Source organism: Bradyrhizobium sp. CCBAU 45321 (assembly GCF_028128975.1).
GTDB classification, from domain to species: domain Bacteria; phylum Pseudomonadota; class Alphaproteobacteria; order Rhizobiales; family Xanthobacteraceae; genus Bradyrhizobium; species Bradyrhizobium yuanmingense.
This window is the reverse complement of the sequence record NZ_LFKZ01000129.1, coordinates 467,792-489,426: the sequence shown is the minus strand read 5'-3', so window position 1 is coordinate 489,426 and position 21,635 is coordinate 467,792. Positions and strand designations below refer to the sequence as shown.

Below are 21,635 nucleotides of genomic sequence, written 5' to 3'. Positions count from 1 at the left end.
TCGTGGACCGCGGGACCGTTCCGGTGGGCTACAGATTGCTTTCAGTGATCGCGGCGTAGACCATGCTGCGCAGCTCGCGGCGGATCGGATAGGCGCTCGACGGCAGCACCTGGGTCATGAAGATCGCGATCAGGTCCTCTGCCGGATCGATCCAGAACGAGGTCGTGGCGGCGCCGCCCCAATTGTATTCGCCGGGGCTGCCGGCGATCAACGTTTCGGCCGGGCGCATGGTGACGGCGAAGCCGAGACCGAAGCCGATGCCGTTATAGGTCGCTTCCGAGAACAGCGAGCGCGAGACTTCCGGCAGCGCACGGCCGCCCGGAATGTGGTTGGTCGTCATCAGGGCCAGCGTCTTCGGGCCGATCAGCCTGACGCCGCCGAGCTCGCCGCCATTGAGCAGCGTGCGGCAGAAGGTGAGATAGTCGGCGACCGTCGAGCACAGGCCTCCGCCGCCGGAGATGAACGAGGGGGGCGACAGGAACGAGCTCGTTGCCGGGTCGTCCTGCAGCGTCAGGCCTTCGCGTCGCTGGCCGGCATGGAAGGTCATGCCGCCGCCGGGATCGGCGGAATAGCAGGCTGCGAAGCGATGTGCCTTCGAGGCCGGCACGTGGAAGTCGGTGTCGATCATGCCGAGGGGATCGAGGATGCGCTGTTTCAAGAACTGCTCGAACGGCACGCCGGAGATCTTGCCGACGAGATAGCCGATCACGTCGGTCGCAACGGAGTAATTCCAGGACTCGCCCGGCGAAAACTCCAGCGGGATCTTGGCCAGGCCTTCGATCATGGTTTGGAGTGTGCCTGACTTCTCGACCTCGCCGATCTTTTCAGTTCGATAGGCGGCATCGACGTTGGAGCGTTGCTGGAAGCCATAGGTGAGCCCAGACGTGTGGCGCAAGAGGTCGACGATCAGCATCGGCCGGGACGGCGGCCGGGTCAGGAACGCCGGGTAGGTGCCGGCGACGAACACGCCGAGGTCCTTCCACTCCGGAATGTATTTGGCGACGGGCTCGTCGATGGCGACGAGGCCTTCCTCGACCAGCATCATGAAGGCGACGCTGGTGAGCGGCTTGGTCATGGAATAGATGCGATAGATCGTATCGTCCTTCACCGGCACCTTGCGCTCGACATCGGCAAAGCCCTGCACTGAGCTGTGTGCGACCTTGCCGCGGCGGTAGACCAGAAGATGCGTGCCCGGAAAACGGCCGGCATCGATGTACCGGCGCTTGAGATGTGCATCGACGCGGTCGAGCGCGGCCTTGGACATGCCGACGGATTCGGGCGAGGCGGGGGTGGGGGCGAGCATCGGTTCCTCCGGGCGTTTTGTCGTTGATACCGAAATGGCGGCCGCATTCCAAGTCGGTTGCGCTTAACGGGGCCGGGCCGGCTGGTGTAGACTCGGCCTCGGAACGCAGGGAGCCCGCCGGGGCCAACGAGAAGAACGCGAGGGCAAACGCACCATGACTCAGTTCACCGAGACCGAACTCACCGAAGCCGTCGTCAGGAGCTTCGACCAAACGCCCGATACGCGCGCGAAATTCCTGCTGCAGGAATTGGTGAGGTCGCTGCACGATTACGTGAGCAAGACCGGTCTCACCTTCGCGGAATGGGAATATGCCATCGATTTCCTGACCCGGACCGGGCAGAAATGCACCGACACCCGCCAGGAATTCATCCTCTTGTCCGACGTGCTCGGCGTCTCCATGCTGGTCGACGCCGTCAATCACAGGGATCGCGACGGTGCCACTGAGACCACGGTGCTCGGCCCGTTCTACGTCGGCGAGCACAAGGTGACTGCGCACGGCACCGACATCTCGCCGAACAACCAGACCGGCGAGCGGATGTTCGTGCAGAGCCGCGTCACCGATCTCGAGGGCAAGCCGCTCGCCGGCGTTCCCGTCGACGTCTGGCACGCCGATGACGACGGCTTCTACGATTCCCAGAAGCCGAACTACGATGAGGTCGGCGCCTCGGCGCGGGCGCGCTTCATCACCGATGACGATGGCCGCTTCTTCTTCCGCACCATCCTGCCGTGTAGCTATCCGATCCCGACCGATGGTCCGGTCGGCGAGATGATCGTTCAGACCGGCCGCCACCCGATGCGCCCGGCACATGTGCACTTCCTGGTCAACGCCAAGGGCTATGAGCCGCTGATCACGCACGTCTTCATGGACGGTGACAAATATCTCGATTCCGACGTGGTGTTCGGCGTGAAGGACGACCTCGTCGCCAAGGTCGAGCCGCGCAATGATCCCGCAATGCCCGACGGCACCAAGGCGAACGGGCAGTGGCATTTGATGACTTACGAATTCCACCTCAAGCCGGGCGGCGGCATGGCGCCGAAGCCGCTCGGGGTGAAGGCGACCGAGCCGGCGTGAGGATGCGAAATCTCAGTCATCCCCCGATATAGGCCGCCAACTCGTCGGGCGTACCCTTTGGAAAGGCGTCTTTCAGATAATCGAGGAAAGCGGAGACGCGCGCACTGAGCAATCGCCGCGAGGGATAGAGCGTCCATAGGGCGATGTCGGCTCCCTCGACGTCGCCCCAGCGTACGAGCGTGCCGGCGGCAAGATCGTGGCTGACGAGCGACAGCGGCAGCCTTGCGGCGCCGATACCGGCTCTCACGGCATCGCGAACCATCATCAGGGATGACAGTCGAAGCACAGGATCGATCGCGATGCGCGATGGGCCGCTTGGCCGTCTGATGTCCCAAACCGCAGCTTTGTCATCGCCGCGCACGATGGCCGGAACGGCGAGGTTTCCTCTCGGGTGCTTCAGAGCGGGGCTGGCGACGACCAGCATTCGGTCGCGCAAGAAGATGCGGCCGACCAGGCTTTCATCCGGATCGGGATTGACCCGGATCACGAGATCAAAGCCTTCCTCGATCATGTCGACGTAACGGTCATCGGTCGTAACTTCGAGCCGGACTTGCGGATGCCGAACGGCGAAGCCGGCCGCGAGACGGCCCATCGCGGTTTGCGAGAAGAGCAGGGGTGCGCTGATCCGCAACCTGCCCTTTGGCTTGTCCCCACCCGAGGCGATCGCGGCCGCGGTCTCGTCGAGCTCGGTGAGGAGTGCGCCCGTCCGCTCATAGAGCGTGCGCCCTTCCTGGGTGAGCTTGAGCGTGCGCCCGCCGCGCTCGAACAGACGCAGATCAAGACTGCTCTCCAGTTCAGACACACGTCGAGACAAGGTCGCTTTCGGACGTCCCGCTGCCCGCGCGGCCTTTCCGAACCCTCCGTGACGGGCGACGAGATTGAAATCGGCAAGCGCAAGCAAATCCATCTGTTCCACCAATGAGACGGTCTGTCCAAATATAACGTCTATCGGCTCGCATGTGGATCATTAGTTTCCGGGTGTCTTCCAAAACCCAACCGGAGTGATCCCATGACCATCCTCGTTACCGGCGCCACCGGCACCATCGGCCGCAACGTCGTTGAGCAACTCGTCAAGCGCGGCGCCGATGTGCGCGCACTCGTCCGAAATCCCGAGAAGGCCAACCTTCCGGCAGGTGTCGCGGTCGCCCAAGCCGACTTGCTGGACGTCGATTCCGTGCGCGCTGCGTTTTCGGGCGTCTCGACGCTGTTCCTGCTCAACGCCGTGGTGCCCGACGAATTCACTCAGGCGCTGACTGCGCTCAACCTTGCCCGCGAAGCCGGCATCGAGCGGTTCGTCTATCTGTCGGTCATTCACAGCGACCTCTACGTGAATGTGCCGCACTTCGCCGGCAAGTTCGGGGTCGAGCGCATGATCGAGCAGATGGGCTTCAAGGCGACCATCCTGCGGCCCGCCTATTTCATGAACAACGAGCTCATGATCAAGGATGCCGTGACCGGATATGGCGTCTACCCGATGCCGATCGGCAGCAAGGGCCTTGCGATGATCGACGCGCGCGACATCGGCGAGATCGCTGCGATCGAACTGATCCGCCGCGAGACATCCGCAGCGCCGCTTCCGCTCGAACGCATCAATCTTGTTGGCCCTGAGACACTCACTGGCGCGAGGGCCGCCGCGATCTGGTCGGAGGTGCTCGGCCGCGCGATCGCCTACGGCGGAGACGATACCGCGGGGTTCGAGAAGAACCTCAGGCAGTTCATGCCGCCCTGGATGGCTTTCGACATGCGGGTGATGGGCGAGCGCTTCCTCACCGAGGGGATGATCCCTGAGCCCGGCGACGTCGAGCGTCTGACCGGCATGCTGGGCCGTCCCTTGCGCTCCTATCGCGACTTCGTCGCCGAGATCGCGGCCTCCGTTTGAGGCTTGCCAGAGCAGAAGCGCAGGCGGGCTGGCTGCGCCGCTCGCTATTGATCATGTGGCGAGCGGCAATCTCGATCAGCGCGCATGCAGCAAGGCCAGCAGCACGACGACGGCGCAGGCGAGCGCCGCCGTTGTCAGCTTCCAGAACATCAGCGGGCTGCGCTCCAGGAGCGGTGTGATGCGCGTGTCGAGATAGGCCGGGTTGGGCGTGCGAAGCTCGAAGATGAATTCCGAGAGATCCTCGTGCCGCTTGTAGGGATCGGGATGGAGCGCGCGCCGGAGCGCGCCGTCGACCCAGGCGGGAACGTTGCGGTCATCGTCGGCGGCGCGATATTTAAGCTTTCGCACATCCGCCTTGCGCCGGATTTTGGCGATTTGGGTGCCGTAGGGCAGCTTTCCCGTCAGCATCTGGTAGCAGATCACGGCCAGCGAAAACATGTCGGAGCGCGGCGAGCCGCCTTGCCCCAGGAAATATTCCGGCGCCGTGTATTGGACGGTGCCCAGGATTTCGTCGGCCTCCCCCGGCGGCGCCGCCTCGGCCACGCCGGCGACCCTGACCGATCCGAAGTCGATGATCTTGGCGGTGCCGGTCTTGTCGATCAGGATGTTGTCGGGCCTGAGGTCTTGATGCAGCATCTCCATGCGATGGAAGGCGCGCAGGCCCGCGGCGATCTGCTCGATGAGGCCGCGCACGGTTTCGAGATCGGGCCGCGGATTGTCGGTCATCCACTGCTTCAAGGTCTGCCCCTCGACGAACTCGGTCGCGACGTAGAGATAGCCGCGTCGCCGCGACTGCGACAGCGGTTTGAGCACATGCGGGCTGTCGATCCGGCGCGCGATCCACTCCTCCATCAGGAAGCGCTTGAGATAGGCGGCGTTGTCGCGTAGGTCGACCGACGGCAGCTTGAGCGCGACCGGCTGCTCGGTCTCGGTGTCGACGGCGAGGTAGATATGGCTGCGGCTGCTGCCGTGGATCTCGCGGACGATCCGGTAGCCGTCGAAGATCGCCCGCGGCTCCGGCAGCGCCGGCAGCGGCAATTCCGAGCTCTGATTGAAGATGCCGGCCGGATCGCGCTGCGGCACCGCATCGATCCGCAGGATCTGCACGGTGATGTTGTCGTCGCTGCCGCGGCGATAGGCTTCCTCCACGATCGCCTTCGCCGCCCCGTCCAGCTCGGCTGCATGCTCGCTTAGCGCGCTCGTGATGAAACGGGAGTCGACGAATTCATAGGCGCCATCGGTCGCCAGCAGGAAGGTGTCGCCGGCCTCGATTTCGATCGCCTGATAGTCGATCTCGAGCTGCGGATTAATGCCGAGCGCGCGGCCGAGATATGTCTGCTCGGACGAGACGATGATGCGGTGATCGTCGGTCAGTTGCTCCAGCGCCTTGCCGGCGACGCGATAGACGCGGCAATCGCCGACATGGAAGATGTGCGCGGTGGTTGCCTTGATGACCATGGCGCTGAGGGTGCAGACATAACCCTTGTCGCGGTCATAGGCATATTGGCTCTTGCGCGTCTGCGCATGCAGCCAGGAATTGGTCGCCTCCAGCACGCGGCGGGCGGAGGTCTTCACCGTCCACGATTCCGACGTGCAGTAATAATCCATCAGGAAGCTCTTGACCGCCGACTCGCTGGCGATCTGGCTTACCGTGCTCGAGGAAATTCCGTCGGCGAGAACCGCCGCGATGCCCTTCAGGCTGAGCAGCGGCTCTTCCGGAATCAGGACGCCGTGAAAGTCCTGGTTGATGGGCTTGCGGCCCTTGTCGGAATGCTGGCCGACTGAAATCAGGAGTCCGCGGGTCATCGCCATCCCCGGCAAGGAGGAGCCTCACCCTGATCGGGCGAGGCTCCCCTGTCGAGACGTTTTCGATCAGGCCGCAACGCGGGGCTTCACGGCCTTCTCCGCCTGACGCTTCGGCAGGGTCATGACGTGCGTGGCATAGAGGGTCATGCCGGTGAAGGCGAGGCCGCCGACGAGGTTGCCGAGCACGGTCGGGATCTCGTTCCAGATCAGATAGTCCATGATCGAGAACTTGGCGCCGAGCAGCAGGCCCGACGGGAACAGGAACATGTTCACGACGGAATGCTCGAACACCATGTAGAAGAACACCAGGATCGGCATCCACATCGCGATCACCTTGCCGGGCACGGAGGTCGAGATCATGGCGCCGACGACGCCGGTCGAGACCATCCAGTTGCAGAGCATGCCGCGCAAGAACAGCGTCGCCATGCCGGCCGCGCCGTGCGCGGCATAGCCAAGGGTTCGGCCCTCGCCAATATTGCCGATGGCGGCGCCGACCTTGTCGGGCGCCTGCGTGAAGCCGAAGGTCGTGACGAAGGCCATCATGAAGGCGACGGTGAAGGCGCCGGCGAAATTGCCGACGAAGACGAGACCCCAATTGCGCAGCACGCCGTTGAGCGTGACGCCCGGGCGCTTGTCGATCAGCGCGAGCGGCGAGAGCACGAACACGCCGGTCAGGAGGTCGAAGCCCAGGAGATAGAGCATGACGAAGCCGACCGGGAACAAGAGCGCGCCGACCAGCGGCTGGCCGGTGTTCACGGTGATCGTGACGGCAAACCAGGCTGCGAGGGCCAGGATCGCGCCGGCCATATAGGCGCGGATGATGGTATCCCGGGTGGACATGAAGATCTTGGACTCGCCCGCATCCACCATCTTGGTGACGAATTCCGAAGGCGCGAGATACGACATCAATGGTTCCTTTTGCTCGTAAGTGAGATCGACACGCCCCCCGACGAGGGCGCGGCTGAACGTCATCGGCCGTGCGGGCAGCCTGCCGCGCACGAGGGCTATGGAAAGTCTGGAAGCCTTGGGAATCGCGTCACGAGGACTCTGAAGCCGGAGACCGCGAAGCAGGTGAGCTTCCGGGATGCAGCCGCCAGAGGCTGCATCAATGCGGCCAAGCCGCAGTCGTCGTTGACGCAACCTCAGAAGCAATTTGTGTGCCGTGGTGCGTCGATCGAAAAAGCGAGCAAATTCAGCTGGATGTCAGCTGCAGGGGGATGATTGGCAAAACTGCGCCGCCTCTTGCTTGAGCGGCTGCACAACTTTTGTGCGGCGCACAAGGATTGAGCAGATCGCAAACTTCGCGTGCGGAACAGGGCTGCGTTGGTCAGACGCGAAATTACCAAGCATCTGATTATCCATCATTTTTGACGGTGGCAGGCTTGGCATGAAGCTTGAATAGTTCCAGGCCGACGCCATTGAAGCCGTCCCGCGAGACTTCTCATCCGAATTGCTGACGCACCCAAACGGGGTCTCCCCGTCGCGCGTTCGCATGCGCCTTTTTCTGGCGTCACGGACGGACGGGCTGCTCGTGCGCACTGACGCAATCATTCCGCAACGACGCAAAAGGACGACACGACCTATGACCAAGCGCATTCGCCGGCCCTCCGAGACTGGCCTCAGCCGCCGTCAATTTTTGAAAGCCACCGGCTCGACCGCCGCACTGCTCGCCGCCGCCAAGCTGAATTTCCCCGCCGGCGCCTTCGCGCAGGACGGAGGCCCCGAGGTCAAGGGCGCCAAGCTCGGCTTCATTGCGCTCTCCGACGCCGGCCCGCTGTTCGTCGCCAAGGACAAGGGCCTCTTCGCAAAGCACGGGGTGCCCGACACCGACGTGCAGAAGCAGGCATCCTGGGGCACCACGCGCGACAACCTCGTGCTCGGCTCCGAAGGCAACGGCATCGACGGCGCGCACATCCTCACCCCGATGCCGTACCTGATCTCGGCCGGCAAGGTGACGCAGAACAACCAGCCGACGCCGATGTACATCCTGGCGCGGCTCAATCTCGATGCGCAGTGCATCTCGGTCGCCAAGGAATATGCCGACCTCAAGGTTGGTGCGGACGCCTCGGTGCTCAAGGCCGCATTCGAGAAGAAGAAGGCCGAAGGCAAGTCGGCCAAGGTCGCGATGACCTTCCCGGGCGGCACGCATGACCTCTGGATCCGCTACTGGCTCGCCGCCGGCGGCATCGACCCCGACAAGGACGTCGAGACCATCACCGTGCCGCCGCCCCAGATGGTGGCGAACATGAAGGTCGGCACCATGGACGCCTTCTGCGTCGGCGAGCCCTGGCCCGGGCAGTTGGTCCACCAGAAGATCGGCTATACCGCCGTCAACACCGGCGAGATCTGGAGCAAGCATCCCGAAAAGTCGTTCGGCATGCGAGCGGCCTGGGTCGACAAGAACCCCAAGGCTGCAAAGGCGATCCTGATGGCCGTGATGGAGGCCCAGCAATGGGCCGACAAGATGGAGAACAAGGAAGAGCTCGCCACCATCATGGCGAAGCGCCAGTGGATCAACTGCCCGGTCGAGGACATCGCCGATCGTGCCAAGGGCAAGTTCGACTACGGCATTCCCGGCAAGGTGGTCGAGAACTCGCCGCACATCATGAAGTACTGGCGCGATCATGCCTCCTATCCGTTCCGGAGCCACGATCTCTGGTTCATGACCGAGGACATCCGCTGGGGCAAATACGAGGCCGGCTTCGACAGCAAGGCGCTTATCGCCAAGGTCAACCGCGAGGACCTCTGGAAGGATGCGGCCAAGACCCTGGGCGTTGCCGCCGCCGACATTCCGGCCTCCACCTCGCGCGGCAAGGAGACCTTCTTCGACGGCAAGGTGTTCGATCCGGAAAATCCGGCCGCCTATCTGAAGTCGCTCGCGATCAAGCGCGTCGAAGTCTGATGGAGCCCTGCGGCCGCCTTTAGGGGGCGGCCGCATCGTCCTTGCCACGCCGGAGAGAGATAGCGATGAACATGACCGCCACCAAGATCGAGGTTGAGACTGCGACGCCTGCCGCAACGATTGCGCCGGTCGTCGCGCTGACGCCCAAGCGTCCCCCGCGCGCTGAAACTTACGCACGCATGGCGCGCGAGACAGCCGTGCGCGTGATCCCGCCGCTGGTCGTGATCGCGCTGCTGACGCTGGTGTGGGAGCTGGTCTGCAGGAGAGCCGGTTCGGCGCTGCCGCCGCCCTCAAAAGTATTTGCGGATACCAAGGAGCTGATCTTCGATCCGTTCTTCGATCATGGCGGCATCGACAAAGGCCTGTTCTGGCACCTGTCCGCCAGTCTCCAGCGCGTCGCCTTCGGCTACTCGCTCTCGGCCATCGCCGGCATCGCGCTCGGCGTGCTGGTCGGACAGTCGGTCTGGGCGATGCGCGGGCTCGATCCGCTGTTCCAGGTGCTGCGCACCATTCCGCCGCTGGCCTGGCTGCCGCTCTCGCTCGCGGCCTTCCGCGACGGCCAGCCTAGCGCGATCTTCGTCATCTTCATCACGTCGATCTGGCCGATCATCATCAACACCGCGGTCGGCATCCGCAACATCCCGCAGGACTATCGCAACGTCGCCGCGGTGGTGCAGCTCAATCCGCTGGAATTCTTCGCAAAGATCATGATCCCGGCGGCGGCGCCCTACATCTTCACGGGCCTGCGCATCGGCATCGGCCTGTCCTGGCTCGCGATCGTCGCCGCCGAAATGCTGATCGGCGGCGTCGGCATCGGCTTCTTCATCTGGGACGCCTGGAACTCCTCGCATATCAGCGAGATCGTCCTGGCGCTGTTCTATGTCGGCATCGTCGGCTTCGTGCTGGACCGCCTGATCGCGGGGCTCGGCAAGATCGTCACCCGCGGCACCGCGCAGAACTGAGAGGAGAGGGCACATGACCGCCTATCTGAAGCTCGACCACATCGACAAGGTCTTCACCCGCGGCGCCGCCAGCACGGAGGTGCTGAAGGACATCAACCTGACGATCGAGAAGGGCGAATACGTCTCGATCATCGGCCATTCCGGCTGCGGCAAGTCGACCCTGCTCAACATCATCGCAGGGCTGACTGGCGCCACCACGGGCGGCGTGCTGCTGGAAAACCGCGAGGTGAACTCGCCGGGGCCCGATCGCGCCGTGGTGTTCCAGAACCACAGCCTGCTGCCATGGCTGACCGTCTACGAAAACGTCAGGCTCGGCGTCGACAAGGTCTTTGCCAAGACCAAGTCCCGTGCCGAGCGCGACGCCTGGGTGATGCACAATCTCAACCTCGTGCAGATGGCCCATGCCAGGGACAAGCGTCCTTCGGAGATCTCCGGCGGCATGAAGCAGCGCGTCGGCATCGCCCGGGCGCTGGCGATGGAGCCGAAGGTGCTGCTGCTCGACGAGCCGTTCGGCGCGCTCGACGCGCTGACCCGCGCCCATTTGCAGGACTCGGTGATGGCGCTGCATCAGAAGCTCGGCAATACCATCCTGATGATTACCCACGACGTCGACGAAGCCGTGTTGTTGTCCGACCGCATCGTGATGATGACCAACGGACCGAGCGCGCGCATCGGCGAGCTGCTGGAGGTGCCGCTGGCGCGGCCGCGCAAGCGGCTCGACCTCGCGACCAACGCCACTTATCTGAAGTGCCGCCAGCGCGTGCTCGAATTCCTCTACGAGCGTCATCGCTTCGTCGAAGCCGCGTAAGTCACGCGTTCACGCGAGATCTGCCCGCGCCCAATTAATCGACATCAAGCTCAATCCTTGTGCGTCGCACAGGGATTGAGCGAAACGCAAATTTAGCGTGCGGAAAAGCCCTGCAAACCATTCGGGCAATGCGAATAACATCCTGAAATCCCTGTGTTTCCTGCGTGCGCGCAACTGGCACGGAAATTGAAACGTCTTTGCGCGACGCCAACGACGACGTCCCTCAACATCATCAATCAGCATCGTGATCTCGCCACCGGGGGTGAAGCCTCGGAGCGCGCCTCCGTGACCGGAGGCAGAGCCTGCAACGACGCAGCGGTGAGCCTGGAAGGGATACTCAATGACGAAGAATCCGACTCTGAATTCGAGCTGGATCTCAGACTGGCGCCCCGAGGATGAGGCGTTCTGGAACACGACCGGCAAGTCGATCGCGCGGCGCAATCTGATCTGGTCCATCGTCGCCGAACATATCGGCTTCTCGGTCTGGCTGATCTGGAGCATCGTCACCACCAAGCTGCCGCAGGCCGGCTTCCACTACACCACCGACCAGCTGTTCCAGCTCGTCGCGGTGCCCGGCCTGATCGGCGCCTTCATGCGCTTTCCCTACACCTTCGCTGTGACGACGTTCGGCGGCCGCAACTGGACCATCTTCAGCGCGGCGATCCTGTTCATCCCGACCCTGTCGCTTGCCTATTTCGTCAGCCAGCCCGACACGCCGTTCTGGCTGATGCTGCTGGTCGCCTCGACCGCTGGTCTCGGCGGCGGCAATTTCGCCTCCAGCATGACCAACATCTCCTTCTTCTTCCCCGACCGGATGAAGGGATGGGCGCTCGGCCTCAACGCGGCCGGTGGCAATATCGGCGTCTCCAGCGTGCAGCTCCTGACCCCGATCCTGATGACGCTCGCCGTCTTCAACCTGTATCAGGCAACGCCCGTCGACGGCATCTTCCTGCAGAATGCCGGCCTGATGTGGGTGCTGCCGATCGGCATCGCGGTGTTCGGCGCGGTGTTCTTCATGAACAACCTCACCACGGCGAAATCGTCGGTGAGGAACCAGCTCGCGATCGTCAAGCGCAAGCACACCTGGATCATGGCGTATCTCTATATCGGCACGTTCGGGTCCTTCATCGGGTATTCGGCGGCGTTTCCGCTGCTGCTCAAGACGCAGTTCCCCACCGTGACGATCTCGATCGCCTTCCTCGGCCCGCTGGTCGGCTCGCTGTCGCGTCCGCTCGGCGGCTGGCTCGCAGACCGAGTCGGCGGCTCCATCATCACGTTCTGGAATTTCATCCTGATGGCGGGCGCCACGGTCGGCGCGCTCTACTTCGTCGGGCACAAGGATTTCATCGGCTTCCTGTCGATGTTCCTGATCCTGTTCGTGACGACCGGCATCGGCAACGGCTCGACCTACCGCATGATCCCCTCGATCTTCCGCGAGGAGAACCTGTTCAAGGTGCGCGGCAAGGGCGATGCGGCACGCAGCGCTGCCCTGAAGACCGCGAGCATCGAGAGCGGCGCGGCGGTCGGCTTCATCGGCGCGGTCGGTGCCGTCGGCGGCTATCTGATCCCGAGCGGCTTCGGCAAGTCGATCGCCATGACCGGCGGGCCGCAGCTCGCCCTCGCGGTCTATCTCGCCTTCTACGCCTCCTGCCTCGCTCTGACCTGGTGGTTCTACCTGCGTCGCAGCCCGCAGGGTGAAGGCGCGCCAAGCCTCGCCGAGGCGCGTGTGTAGAGCATGATCCGGAAAAGTGTGAAGCCGTTTTCCGACAAGATCATGCTCAGGAGATAGAGAATTGGCACGAATGTCGCTTCTCCCCGTACGCGGGGAGAAATCTCTCTGATGACGTTTGACTCATGAACTTTGTCCGCAATGGCGCGGACGAAGGCAGACCGAAACAGACAGGAGAACATCATGACGCCCGAGCAGATTACCCTCGTTCAGCAGAGCTTCGCCAAGGTCGCCCCGATTTCGGAAGCCGCTGCGGTGCTGTTCTACGACCGCCTGTTCGAGGTGGCGCCGTCCGTGCGCGGGATGTTTCCCGAGGACATGACCGAGCAGCGCAAGAAGCTGATGGGCATGCTCGCCGCCGTGGTCAGCGGCCTGTCGAATCTGGAATCGATTCTTCCCGCGGCCTCCGCGCTCGCCAAGCGTCACGTCGACTATGGCGCCAAGGCCGAGCACTACCCCGTGGTCGGCGCGAGCTTGCTTTGGACCCTCGAGAAGGGCCTTGGCGAAGCCTGGACGCCCGAACTCGCCGCAGCGTGGACCGACGCCTATGGCGTGCTGTCCGGCTACATGATTTCCGAGGCCTACGGCGCGCAAGCGCAGGCCGCCGAATAGGAGATGCGTTGTGAGTGAACCGCTGGTCATCGTCGGTAACGGTATGGCGGCCGCGCGTCTGGTCGACGAGCTCGCCAAGACCGCGCTCGGCCGCTACGCGGTCGCCGTGATCGGCGAGGAGCCGCGGCTCGCTTACAATCGCGTGCTCCTCTCCTCGGTGCTGGCGGGCGAGACCGGCTCGCACGAGATCGAGCTGCGGCCGGCCGGTTGGTGGCGAGACCGCGGCGTCACGGTGCGCTACGGCTATCGCGTCAGCGAGATCGATGTCGGCCGCCGCGAGCTCAAGATCGCGGGCGAGGAGAGCATGGAATATTCCAAGCTCGTGCTCGCCACGGGATCGACGCCGCTGCGGCTCAACGTGCCGGGGGCCGATCTCGGCGGCGTCCACACGTTTCGCGACACCCGCGACGTCGACCTGCTGCTGACTTTGGCCGCGGCCAGGAAGCGCGTCGTCGTGGTCGGCGGCGGTCTGCTCGGGCTGGAAGCGGCTTACGGTCTCGCCAAGGCCGGCGCACCGGTGACGCTGCTGCATCTGATGGACCGGCTGATGGAGCGTCAGCTCGACGCGCCCGCGGCCGACCTGCTCAAGACGCTGGTCGAGCGCAAGGGTATCCGCGTCATGCTCAATGCCGCGACGGCCTGCATCCACGGCGACGGCCACGTCCAGGCCGTCGAGCTCGCCGACGGCAGTCGCATCGCGGCCGATGCGGTGATCTTCGCCGCGGGCATCAAGCCGAACGTCGCGCTGGCGAAAGAGGCGGGGATCGCGGTCAACCGCGGCGTCGTCGTCAACGACGTGATGCAGACCTCCGCGTCCGACATCTTTGCGCTCGGCGAATGCGCCGAGCATCGCGGCACCTGCTATGGCCTGGTCGAGCCCGCCTACGAGCAGGCGCGCGTGCTGGCGCGGCATCTGGCCGGCCGGCCCGCCGCCTATCAGGGCAGCGTGGTCTCGACCAATCTGAAGGTCTCCGGCGTCAGCGTGTTCTCCGCCGGCGACTTCATGGGCGGGGAGGGCAGCGAGAGCCTCGTGCTGTCGGATCGCAGGCGCGGCACTTATAAGAAGCTCGTCATCGCCGACGGTCGGCTCACCGGCGCGGTGCTGATCGGCGATACGATCGATGCGCTCTGGTATCTCGAGCTGATCCGCAATCGCGACAAGGTCGCTTCGATCCGCACCGACATGATGTTCGGCCGCGCGCTGGCGCAGCCTTCGAAAGCGGCGTGATATGACGGCGATCGATCCAAATCTCCGCACCACCAAGACCACCTGTCCCTATTGCGGCGTCGGCTGCGGCGTCCTGGCGACGCCCGACGGCAAGGGCGGCGCGGCGATCGCGGGCGACCCCGATCATCCCGCCAATTTCGGCCGGCTGTGCTCAAAGGGCTCCGCGCTCGGCGAGACCGTCGGCCTGGAAGGGCGGCTGCTCTATCCGATGATCCGCTGCAAGGGCGTGCTCGAGCGGGTCGCCTGGAGCGATGCGCTGGACCACGTCGCCCACCGCATGCAGCACATCGTGGCGCGCGATGGCGCCGACGCGGTCGCGTTCTATCTCTCCGGCCAGCTCCTCACCGAAGACTATTACGTCGCCAACAAGCTGATGAAGGGGTTTGTCGGCACCGCCAATGTCGACACCAATTCCCGGCTCTGCATGTCGTCCTCGGTTGCGGGCCATCGCCGCGCTTTCGGCGCCGACACGGTGCCTGGCTGCTATGACGATCTCGACCAGGCCGATCTGCTCGTCTTCGTCGGCTCGAACGCGGCCTGGTGCCATCCGGTGCTGTTCCAGCGCATGCTGAAGAACAGGCAGGAGCGCGGCGCCCGCATGATCGTGATCGATCCGCGCCGCACCGATACCGCCAGCGATGTCGACCTGTTCCTCGGCCTCAAGCCCGGCACCGACACCGCGCTGTTCTCCGGCCTGTTCGTGCATCTCGCCGACAATGGCGTGCTGGACCAGGATTACATCGCGCAGAACACGTCGGGCTTCGATGATGCGCTGGCGCGCGCGCGCAACATCGCCGGCAGCGTCACTGCGACCGCGCTCGCCACGGGCCTCTCCGAGCAGGACGTCGCCGCCTTCTTCAGGATGTTCCGCGACACCGAGAAGGTCGTCACGCTGTACTCGCAAGGGGTCAACCAGTCGGCGCAGGGCACCGACAAGGTCAACGCCATCCTGAACTGCCATCTCGCCACGGGGCGGATCGGCAAGCCGGGCGCCTCGCCGTTCTCGCTGACCGGCCAGCCCAACGCGATGGGCGGCCGCGAGGTCGGCGGCCTCGCCAACATGCTCGCCGCCCATATGGGCTTCACGCCGCCCGACATCGACCGCGTCAGGCGGTTCTGGAAGGCGCCGCGCATCGCCACCCATGAAGGCCTGAAGGCGGTGCAGCTGTTCGAGGCGATCAACCGCGGCGAGGTCAAGGCGCTCTGGGTGATGGGCACCAACCCCGCGGTGTCGCTGCCCGATGCCGACATGGTGCGCGACGCTCTGAAGAAGCTCGAGCTGTTCGTGGTGTCCGAGAACGTGCTCTCCAACGACACCGTCGCGGCCGGCCCGCACGTGCTGCTGCCGGCGCTGGCCTGGGGCGAGAAGTCGGGCACGGTGACCAATTCGGAGCGGCGCATCTCGCGCCAGCGCGCGTTCCTGCCGGCCCCGGGGGAAGCGCGTCCTGACTGGTGGATCCTGAGCGAGACTGCAAAACGTCTCGGCTTCGGCGACAGCTTCAATTACAGATCGGCCGCCGATATCTTCCGCGAGCATGCCGCGCTGTCGGCGTTCGAGAACAATGGCAGCCGCGATTTCGACATCGGCGCGCTGACCTCGCTGTCGGACGAAGCCTTCGATGGTTTGAAGCCGGTGCAATGGCCGGTGCGCGAGGGCGGGACGCCCGGCGAGCGCTTCTTCGCGCAGGGCGGCTTCTTCACCAATGACGGCAAGGGCCGCTTTGTTGCGCCGGAGGTGCCGGCGCTGCGCGGCGAGACCGGCCCGTCGCGTCCCCTGAGGCTCAACACCGGGCGCATCCGCGACCAGTGGCACACCATGACGCGCACCGGCCTGAGCCAGCGCCTGGGCGCGCATCTGCCCGAGCCTTTCGTCGAGATCCATCCCGACGATGCCGGCAAATACGGCATCGCCCATGACGGCTATGCCCGTATCACCACCGATTACGGCCAGTGCATCCTCAAGGTCGTCGTCAGCGACCGCCAGCAGCGCGGCACCCTGTTCGTGCCGATCCACTGGAGCGCGATGAACGCCTCGCACGGCCGCGTCGGGGCGATGGTAGCACCGTTCACCGATCCGTTCTCGGGACAGCCGGAAGCCAAGGCGACGCCGGCCGCGATCGCGCCTTACGAATTCGTCTTCCGCGGCTTTGCATTGTCGCGCAAGCCGCTCGATCTGCCGCAGAACCTGTTGTGGACGCGCGTGACCGTCAGCGGCGGCTTCGGCTATCTGTTCGCCGACAATGCCGATCTCGCCCGCTGGCCCGCCTGGCTCGAGAGCGTCGCCGGAGAGGACGTTGCCGAATATCGCGATTTCGGCGGTGGGGTTTTTCGCGCGGCTTCGTTTGTTGGGGATCGAATCGAGACCTGCCTGTTCGTCGGCCCCGCGCACGATGCCGGCGACTGGGAGGTGGTGAAGAGCCTGTTCGCGGCCGATCAGGTCACGGATGAGCAGCGCCGCATGCTGCTGTCGGGCAGGTCCAGCGAAGGCGCGGCCTCGACCGGCCCGATCGTCTGCGCCTGCTTCGGCGTCGGCCGCGGCACCATCTGCGACAGCATCGCTGGCGGCGCGCGCACGGCCGCCGAAATCGGCGCCAAGCTCAAGGCCGGCACCAATTGCGGCTCCTGCATCCCCGAGCTGAAACGCCTGATCGCCACGACGGAAGTGCCAGCAAAGCAGGCGAAGATCGCAAGCGCGGCGGGATAGGGCTGGCTCTCTCAACCGTCATTGCGAGCGCAGCGAAGCAGTCCAGAGTCTTTCAGCAGAGGGATTCTGGATTGCGTCGCTGCGCTCGCAATGACGGTGTTGATGCAGGTGCGCACCAAATCGATCATCTCGTGCCCCGGACGCAGCGCAGCGCATAGCGATGCGCTGCAGAGCCGGGGGCCATGTTGCACCGAGTTGCGTGGCTTCCTGGGTCCCGGCTCTGCGCAGCAGCGTTTCACGCTGCAGCGCGCCCGGGACACGAGAGCGACGTGGACGCAGCCATGCCCCCCGCGCCAATCGACGCGCCCTCGATTGTGCCCTATGCTGCCCGCGCTCCCCCTCAACAAACACAACAACAAAGATGTACCTGGAAACGCCGCCGCGCCTGATCGAAACCAGGCTGTTCACCGCCATGCCCGAAAAGTTTCGCCGCAAGGGCGTGCGAACCGATTGGGCCGATGCCAACCGGCCGAACATGCCAACCGAGAGCTTCATCGAGGGGCCGTCATTCGACAAGGACGGCAATCTCTACATCGTCGACATTCCGTTCGGCCGCATCTTCCGGATTGCGCCCGACGGCGAATGGTCGCTCGTGGTCGAATATGAGGGCTGGCCGAACGGGCTGAAGATCGCATCCGACGGACGCATCCTGGTCGCCGACTACAGGCATGGCATCATGGAGCTCGATGCCGAAGCCGGCCGCGTCAAGCCGGTCGTGACCGGGCGCAATTCGGAATCGTTCCGCGGCTGCAACGACCTGCATCTCGCCTCCAACGGCGATATCTATTTTACCGACCAGGGGCAGACCGGGCTGCATGATCCGAGCGGGCGCGTCTATCGGCTGGGTTCGAACGGCCGGCTCGATTGCCTGCTCGACACCGGCATCAGTCCGAACGGCCTAGTGCTCGACCCAACCGAAACCGCGCTGTTCGTCGCGATGACGCGCGACAACGCGGTGTGGCGGCTGCCGTTCATGAAGGACGGCAGCGTGTCCAAGGTCGGCCGCTTCTGCTCGCTGTTCGGCACCAGCGGCCCTGACGGTTTGACCATGGATGCCAAGGGCCGCCTGTTCGTCGGCCACCCCTCGCTCGGCCACGTCTTCGTGTTCGAGCCGAACGGGGAACTGATCGCGCGCATCAAATCGTGCGCGGGACCGAACTGCACCAATGTCGCGATCGGTGGCGAGAACAAGGATCGGCTCTATATCACGGAGTCCGCGACCGGCAGCGTGCTGGTGGCGGATATCGGGGGATTGTAGCGCTGACTCTTCGCCTCTCCCCGCTTGCGGGGTGAGGCCGACGCACGCAGTGCGGCGGGGCCTCCGCGAGTCCAACTGTCAGCGAATCTGCGGAGGCAGCCCCTCACCCCGACCCTCTCCCCGTAAGAACGGGGAGAGGGAGAAATAACAGCGGAGATCGGAGCGACCATGAACACAAAACCCTTCGGCAAGACCGGCGCAAACGTCTCTGTCATCGGGCAGGGCACCTGGTATCTCGACCACGGCGACCGCAAGCGCGCGATCGCGGCGCTGCAGCGCGGGCTCGATCTCGGCATGAACCACATCGACACCGCCGAGATGTACGGCGATGCCGAGCTCGTCATTGCGGATGCGATCGCAGGCCGGCGCGACGAGGTGTTCCTCGTTTCGAAAGTGCTGCCCAGCAACGCCTCGCGCCGCGGCACCATCACCGCCTGCGAGCGCTCGCTGAAGCGGCTGAAGACCGACCGGCTCGATTGTTATCTCCTGCACTGGCGCGGCTCCTATCCGCTGGAGGACACCGTCGCCGCGTTCGAGGAGCTGGTGCAATCCGGCAAGATCAAGTCCTGGGGCGTCTCCAATTTCGATGCCGACGATCTCGACGAGATTCTCGACGTCTCCGGCGAGGGCCGGATCGCCTGTAACCAGGTGCTCTATCATCTGAAGGAACGCGCGATCGAGCATGCGGTGATCCCGTGGTGCGAGCAGCACAATGTCGCCGTCGTCGCCTATTCGCCGTTCGGCCATGACGATTTCCCCGATGAGCGGAGCAAGGGCGGCGCCGTGCTGGCGCGCATCGCGGAGGCGCATCGTGCGACGCCGCGTCAGGTCGCGCTGAGCTTCCTGACCCGTGCGACTACGGTGTTCGCCATACCGAAGGCCGCGTCCGCGGAACATGCCGGCGAGAATGCGGCGGCAGGCGATCTCGTGCTGACGAAAGACGAGGTTGCCGCGCTCGATGCGGTGTTTCCGCGCGGACCGAAGCCGCGCGGCCTGCCCATGCTGTAGTGCACAAATGGCAATATTAACGGAGCATTGACGCGCGCGGCGGCTCGCGCATATCGGCATCCTGTTTTCGGAAGTTGTGAACGCGGAGCATTTGTCGTTTTTTACGGCTGTTCTCGATTCGCATTTTGCCCGGGTTCCAGCCGTGACACCGCCGCCCGCCGCAGCCGCAAGGCTCGACGTTATTCCCATGCCTGTGCCGGAGAAGAAGCAGCAGGCTCGCCGCGCGCCTGCGCGCGTCGATCATCCCTTCAAGGGCATCGCGCTGATCCTGCTCTCGACGGTGTTTCTCGGCTGCTCCGACGTCACTGCGAAATATCTTTCGACCAGCCTGCCCTCGATCGAGATCACCTGGATCCGGTTCCTGACTTTCACGCTGCTGTTCACGCCCGTGATGCTGCCCGCCTCGCCGTTCTATGCGATGCGGACAAAGCGTCCGGGCCTGCACGTGATGCGCGGGGCGGCCCTGCTCGGCTCCTCGCTGTTCTTCATCACGGGCCTCGGCTTCCTGCCGATCGCGGAAGCGTCCGCCACCGGTTTCGTCGCGCCGCTATTCGTCACAGCGCTCTCGATCGTGTTCCTCGGCGAGAAGGTCGGCATGCGCCGCTGGCTCGCCACCGCGCTTGGCCTCATCGGCGTGCTGATCATCCTGCGCCCGGGCACCAGCGCGTTTCACCCCGCCGCCTTCTTTCCGTTGGTCTCGGCGGCGTGCTGGGCCGGCACGCTGATCCTGACGCGCATGATGAGCGGACGGGAAGCCGTCGTCACCACCATGGCCTATTCCTCGCTCACCGGCCTTGTCATCCTCACCGCGATCGTGCCGTTTGTCTGGGTGACGCCGTCCTGGACCGCGATCGCGCTCGGCATCTTCATCGGCGTCGCTTCGACCGCGGGCCAGTGGATCGTCGTGCTCGCCTATCGCTACGGCGATGCCTCGGTGCTGGCGCCGTTCTCCTACTCCCAATTGTTGTGGGTCAGCATTCTCGGCTTCTTCATCTTCGGCGAGATCCCGAGCGTCTGGACCGTCGTCGGTGCAGCCTTCATCGTTGCCAGCGGTCTCTACATCGCCCATCGCGAGCGCGTCCGCCGCGCTCAGCTGCTGGTGCTGGAAGAGCGTTCGCCGAACGCCTGACGCAAGTTCGCAGCTTTCGCGTCGTGCTATCAACGGCTCCAACGATCAGGGAGGAGCCGGATGCGCGCCGCGATTTTCAGGAACGGTGAAATTGTCGTAGGCCGGATGGCCGAGCCGACGCCGGGCCCCGGCCAGGTTCTGGTCAAGACGCTCGCCTGCGGCATTTGCGGCTCCGATCTGCACGCGCGCCAGCACGCCCATCGCATGGTGGAGATGGCGCGGAAGACCGGGCGCAAGCCGATGGACCTCAGCCGCGACGTCGTGTTCGGCCACGAATTCTGCTGTGAGATCGTCGACTACGGCCCCGGCACATCGCGCAAGCTGAAGCCGGGAACCCAGGTCTGCTCGCTCCCAGCGCTGGTGACGCCGCAGGGCATCGAAGGGATCGGCTATTCCAACGACAATATCGGCGGCTATGCCGAGGCGATGCTGCTGAGCGAAGCGCTGCTGCTCGAAGTACCCAACGGCCTCGCGCCGGAGCATGCCGCGCTGACCGAGCCGCTCGCCGTCGGCGTTCATGCCGTCGCCAAAGCCAATATCCGTGGCGGCGAGGTGCCGCTCGTGATCGGCTGCGGCCCGGTCGGACTTGCGGTGATCGCCGCGCTGAAGCTCAAACGGCTGCATCCGATCGTCGCGGCCGACTATTCGCCGGCGCGGCGTGCGCTCGCCGCAAAACTCGGTGCCGACATCGTCGTCGATCCCCGAGAGTCGCAGCCTTACGCGACTTGGGCCGAGCACGCGCAGATGTCGGAGGCCGAGAAGGCGGCGCGGCCGCCGTTCCAGGCCATGCTGCCCGCGCTGAAGCCCGCCATCATCTTCGAGTGCGTCGGCGTGCCCGGCCTGTTGCAGCAGGTATTCGAGGGTGCCCCGCGCGATGCGCGCATCGTCGTGGTCGGCGTCTGCATGGAGAGCGACAGAAGCGAGCCCATGCTCGGCATCATGAAGGAGCTCAACGTCCAATACGTGCTCGGCTACACCCCGGAGGAGTTTGCTGCGTCGCTGCGCCTGATCGCCGAAGGGCAGGTGGACGCGGCCGCGATGGTCACCGCCGAAGTCGGCCTCGACGGCGTCGCCAAGGCCTTCGCCGATCTCGCCAACCCCGAAGCCCACACCAAGATCATCGTGCAGCCGTGGCGGTGAGGCCCGGGGCTCGACCGCTTCGTTCCAATCCTGTGCACGCAAGCGGCCAACGGGTTCCCCGGAACGCTTGCACGTAAGGGTAGACGCGCTGAACT

The 21,635-nt window shown here is 64.7% G+C and carries 17 protein-coding genes; 13 read left to right on the top strand and 4 right to left on the bottom strand.

Going from position 1 to position 21,635, the window contains the following annotated elements:
* Positions 1–28: 28 nt before the first annotated feature.
* Positions 29–1,303: a serine hydrolase domain-containing protein gene (locus ACM43_RS32030; RefSeq protein WP_271545478.1), complete on the bottom strand. Its 1,275-nt coding sequence runs from the start codon at positions 1,301–1,303 to the stop codon at positions 29–31.
* A gap of 154 nt (positions 1,304–1,457) precedes the next feature.
* Between ACM43_RS32030 and ACM43_RS32025 the strand changes: the two genes are divergently transcribed.
* Positions 1,458–2,375, top strand: coding sequence for an intradiol ring-cleavage dioxygenase (locus ACM43_RS32025; RefSeq protein ID WP_271545475.1), 918 nt, complete (start codon positions 1,458–1,460; stop codon positions 2,373–2,375).
* Between the two features lie 16 nt (positions 2,376–2,391).
* On the opposite strand, the gene ACM43_RS32020 is transcribed toward ACM43_RS32025, so the two are convergent.
* Positions 2,392–3,282 (bottom strand): LysR family transcriptional regulator, encoded by an 891-nt coding sequence (locus ACM43_RS32020; protein ID WP_271545473.1) that lies wholly within the window; start codon positions 3,280–3,282, stop codon positions 2,392–2,394.
* 102 nt (positions 3,283–3,384) lie between these two features.
* On the opposite strand from ACM43_RS32020, the gene ACM43_RS32015 reads away from it, so the two are divergent.
* Positions 3,385–4,254 (top strand): SDR family oxidoreductase, encoded by an 870-nt coding sequence (locus ACM43_RS32015; RefSeq protein WP_271545471.1) that lies wholly within the window; start codon positions 3,385–3,387, stop codon positions 4,252–4,254.
* A gap of 75 nt (positions 4,255–4,329) precedes the next feature.
* On the opposite strand, the gene ACM43_RS32010 is transcribed toward ACM43_RS32015, so the two are convergent.
* On the bottom strand, positions 4,330–6,066 hold the full coding sequence (locus ACM43_RS32010) for a bifunctional protein-serine/threonine kinase/phosphatase (protein WP_271545470.1): 1,737 nt from the start codon (positions 6,064–6,066) through the stop codon (positions 4,330–4,332).
* A gap of 60 nt (positions 6,067–6,126) precedes the next feature.
* Complete coding sequence (locus tag ACM43_RS32005) at positions 6,127–6,966, bottom strand: formate/nitrite transporter family protein (protein ID WP_271545468.1); 840 nt, start codon at positions 6,964–6,966, stop codon at positions 6,127–6,129.
* 676 nt (positions 6,967–7,642) lie between these two features.
* Between ACM43_RS32005 and ACM43_RS32000 the strand changes: the two genes are divergently transcribed.
* The 11 genes from ACM43_RS32000 (at position 7,643) to ACM43_RS31950 (ending at position 21,540) form a co-directional block, all read left to right on the top strand.
* Positions 7,643–8,962: a CmpA/NrtA family ABC transporter substrate-binding protein gene (locus ACM43_RS32000; RefSeq protein ID WP_271545466.1), complete on the top strand. Its 1,320-nt coding sequence runs from the start codon at positions 7,643–7,645 to the stop codon at positions 8,960–8,962.
* A gap of 65 nt (positions 8,963–9,027) precedes the next feature.
* A complete protein-coding gene (ntrB, locus tag ACM43_RS31995; RefSeq protein ID WP_157281026.1) occupies positions 9,028–9,924 on the top strand; it encodes a nitrate ABC transporter permease in 897 nt (298 codons plus the stop codon).
* A 13-nt stretch (positions 9,925–9,937) separates the two neighbouring features.
* Positions 9,938–10,732, top strand: coding sequence for an ABC transporter ATP-binding protein (locus tag ACM43_RS31990; RefSeq protein WP_271545463.1), 795 nt, complete (start codon positions 9,938–9,940; stop codon positions 10,730–10,732).
* 340 nt (positions 10,733–11,072) lie between these two features.
* On the top strand, positions 11,073–12,464 hold the full coding sequence (locus ACM43_RS31985) for an MFS transporter (protein ID WP_271545461.1): 1,392 nt from the start codon (positions 11,073–11,075) through the stop codon (positions 12,462–12,464).
* A 180-nt stretch (positions 12,465–12,644) separates the two neighbouring features.
* Positions 12,645–13,073, top strand: coding sequence for a globin family protein (locus ACM43_RS31980; protein WP_271545459.1), 429 nt, complete (start codon positions 12,645–12,647; stop codon positions 13,071–13,073).
* 10 nt (positions 13,074–13,083) lie between these two features.
* Entirely contained in the window at positions 13,084–14,301 is a 1,218-nt protein-coding gene (locus ACM43_RS31975; protein ID WP_271545458.1) for an NAD(P)/FAD-dependent oxidoreductase, read from the top strand.
* A 1-nt stretch (position 14,302) separates the two neighbouring features.
* Positions 14,303–17,005 (top strand): nitrate reductase, encoded by a 2,703-nt coding sequence (locus tag ACM43_RS31970; protein WP_271545456.1) that lies wholly within the window; start codon positions 14,303–14,305, stop codon positions 17,003–17,005.
* Between the two features lie 361 nt (positions 17,006–17,366).
* Entirely contained in the window at positions 17,367–18,263 is an 897-nt protein-coding gene (locus ACM43_RS31965; RefSeq protein ID WP_271545454.1) for an SMP-30/gluconolactonase/LRE family protein, read from the top strand.
* A gap of 168 nt (positions 18,264–18,431) precedes the next feature.
* Positions 18,432–19,271, top strand: a complete 840-nt coding sequence (locus ACM43_RS31960; protein WP_271545452.1) for an aldo/keto reductase — start codon at positions 18,432–18,434, stop codon at positions 19,269–19,271.
* Between the two features lie 187 nt (positions 19,272–19,458).
* Positions 19,459–20,400, top strand: a complete 942-nt coding sequence (locus ACM43_RS31955) for a DMT family transporter (RefSeq protein ID WP_271545671.1) — start codon at positions 19,459–19,461, stop codon at positions 20,398–20,400.
* 60 nt (positions 20,401–20,460) lie between these two features.
* The gene (locus ACM43_RS31950) at positions 20,461–21,540 is read left to right on the top strand and encodes a zinc-binding dehydrogenase (protein ID WP_271545450.1); all 1,080 of its coding nucleotides are present in this window, start codon (positions 20,461–20,463) and stop codon (positions 21,538–21,540) included.
* Positions 21,541–21,635 lie beyond the last annotated feature (95 nt).

Bases quoted from the DNA above. Each gene is read 5' to 3' on its own strand.
- ACM43_RS32030 (WP_271545478.1), bottom strand. From the start codon at position 1,303: ATGCTCGCCCCCACCCCCGCCTCGCCCGAATCCGTCGGCATGTCCAAG.
- ACM43_RS32025 (WP_271545475.1), top strand. From the start codon at position 1,458: ATGACTCAGTTCACCGAGACCGAACTCACCGAAGCCGTCGTCAGGAGC.
- ACM43_RS32020 (WP_271545473.1), bottom strand. From the start codon at position 3,282: ATGGATTTGCTTGCGCTTGCCGATTTCAATCTCGTCGCCCGTCACGGA.
- ACM43_RS32015 (WP_271545471.1), top strand. From the start codon at position 3,385: ATGACCATCCTCGTTACCGGCGCCACCGGCACCATCGGCCGCAACGTC.
- ACM43_RS32010 (WP_271545470.1), bottom strand. From the start codon at position 6,066: ATGGCGATGACCCGCGGACTCCTGATTTCAGTCGGCCAGCATTCCGAC.
- ACM43_RS32005 (WP_271545468.1), bottom strand. From the start codon at position 6,966: ATGTCGTATCTCGCGCCTTCGGAATTCGTCACCAAGATGGTGGATGCG.
- ACM43_RS32000 (WP_271545466.1), top strand. From the start codon at position 7,643: ATGACCAAGCGCATTCGCCGGCCCTCCGAGACTGGCCTCAGCCGCCGT.
- ntrB (WP_157281026.1), top strand. From the start codon at position 9,028: ATGAACATGACCGCCACCAAGATCGAGGTTGAGACTGCGACGCCTGCC.
- ACM43_RS31990 (WP_271545463.1), top strand. From the start codon at position 9,938: ATGACCGCCTATCTGAAGCTCGACCACATCGACAAGGTCTTCACCCGC.
- ACM43_RS31985 (WP_271545461.1), top strand. From the start codon at position 11,073: ATGACGAAGAATCCGACTCTGAATTCGAGCTGGATCTCAGACTGGCGC.
- ACM43_RS31980 (WP_271545459.1), top strand. From the start codon at position 12,645: ATGACGCCCGAGCAGATTACCCTCGTTCAGCAGAGCTTCGCCAAGGTC.
- ACM43_RS31970 (WP_271545456.1), top strand. From the start codon at position 14,303: ATGACGGCGATCGATCCAAATCTCCGCACCACCAAGACCACCTGTCCC.
- ACM43_RS31965 (WP_271545454.1), top strand. From the start codon at position 17,367: ATGTACCTGGAAACGCCGCCGCGCCTGATCGAAACCAGGCTGTTCACC.
- ACM43_RS31960 (WP_271545452.1), top strand. From the start codon at position 18,432: ATGAACACAAAACCCTTCGGCAAGACCGGCGCAAACGTCTCTGTCATC.
- ACM43_RS31955 (WP_271545671.1), top strand. From the start codon at position 19,459: ATGCCTGTGCCGGAGAAGAAGCAGCAGGCTCGCCGCGCGCCTGCGCGC.
- ACM43_RS31950 (WP_271545450.1), top strand. From the start codon at position 20,461: ATGCGCGCCGCGATTTTCAGGAACGGTGAAATTGTCGTAGGCCGGATG.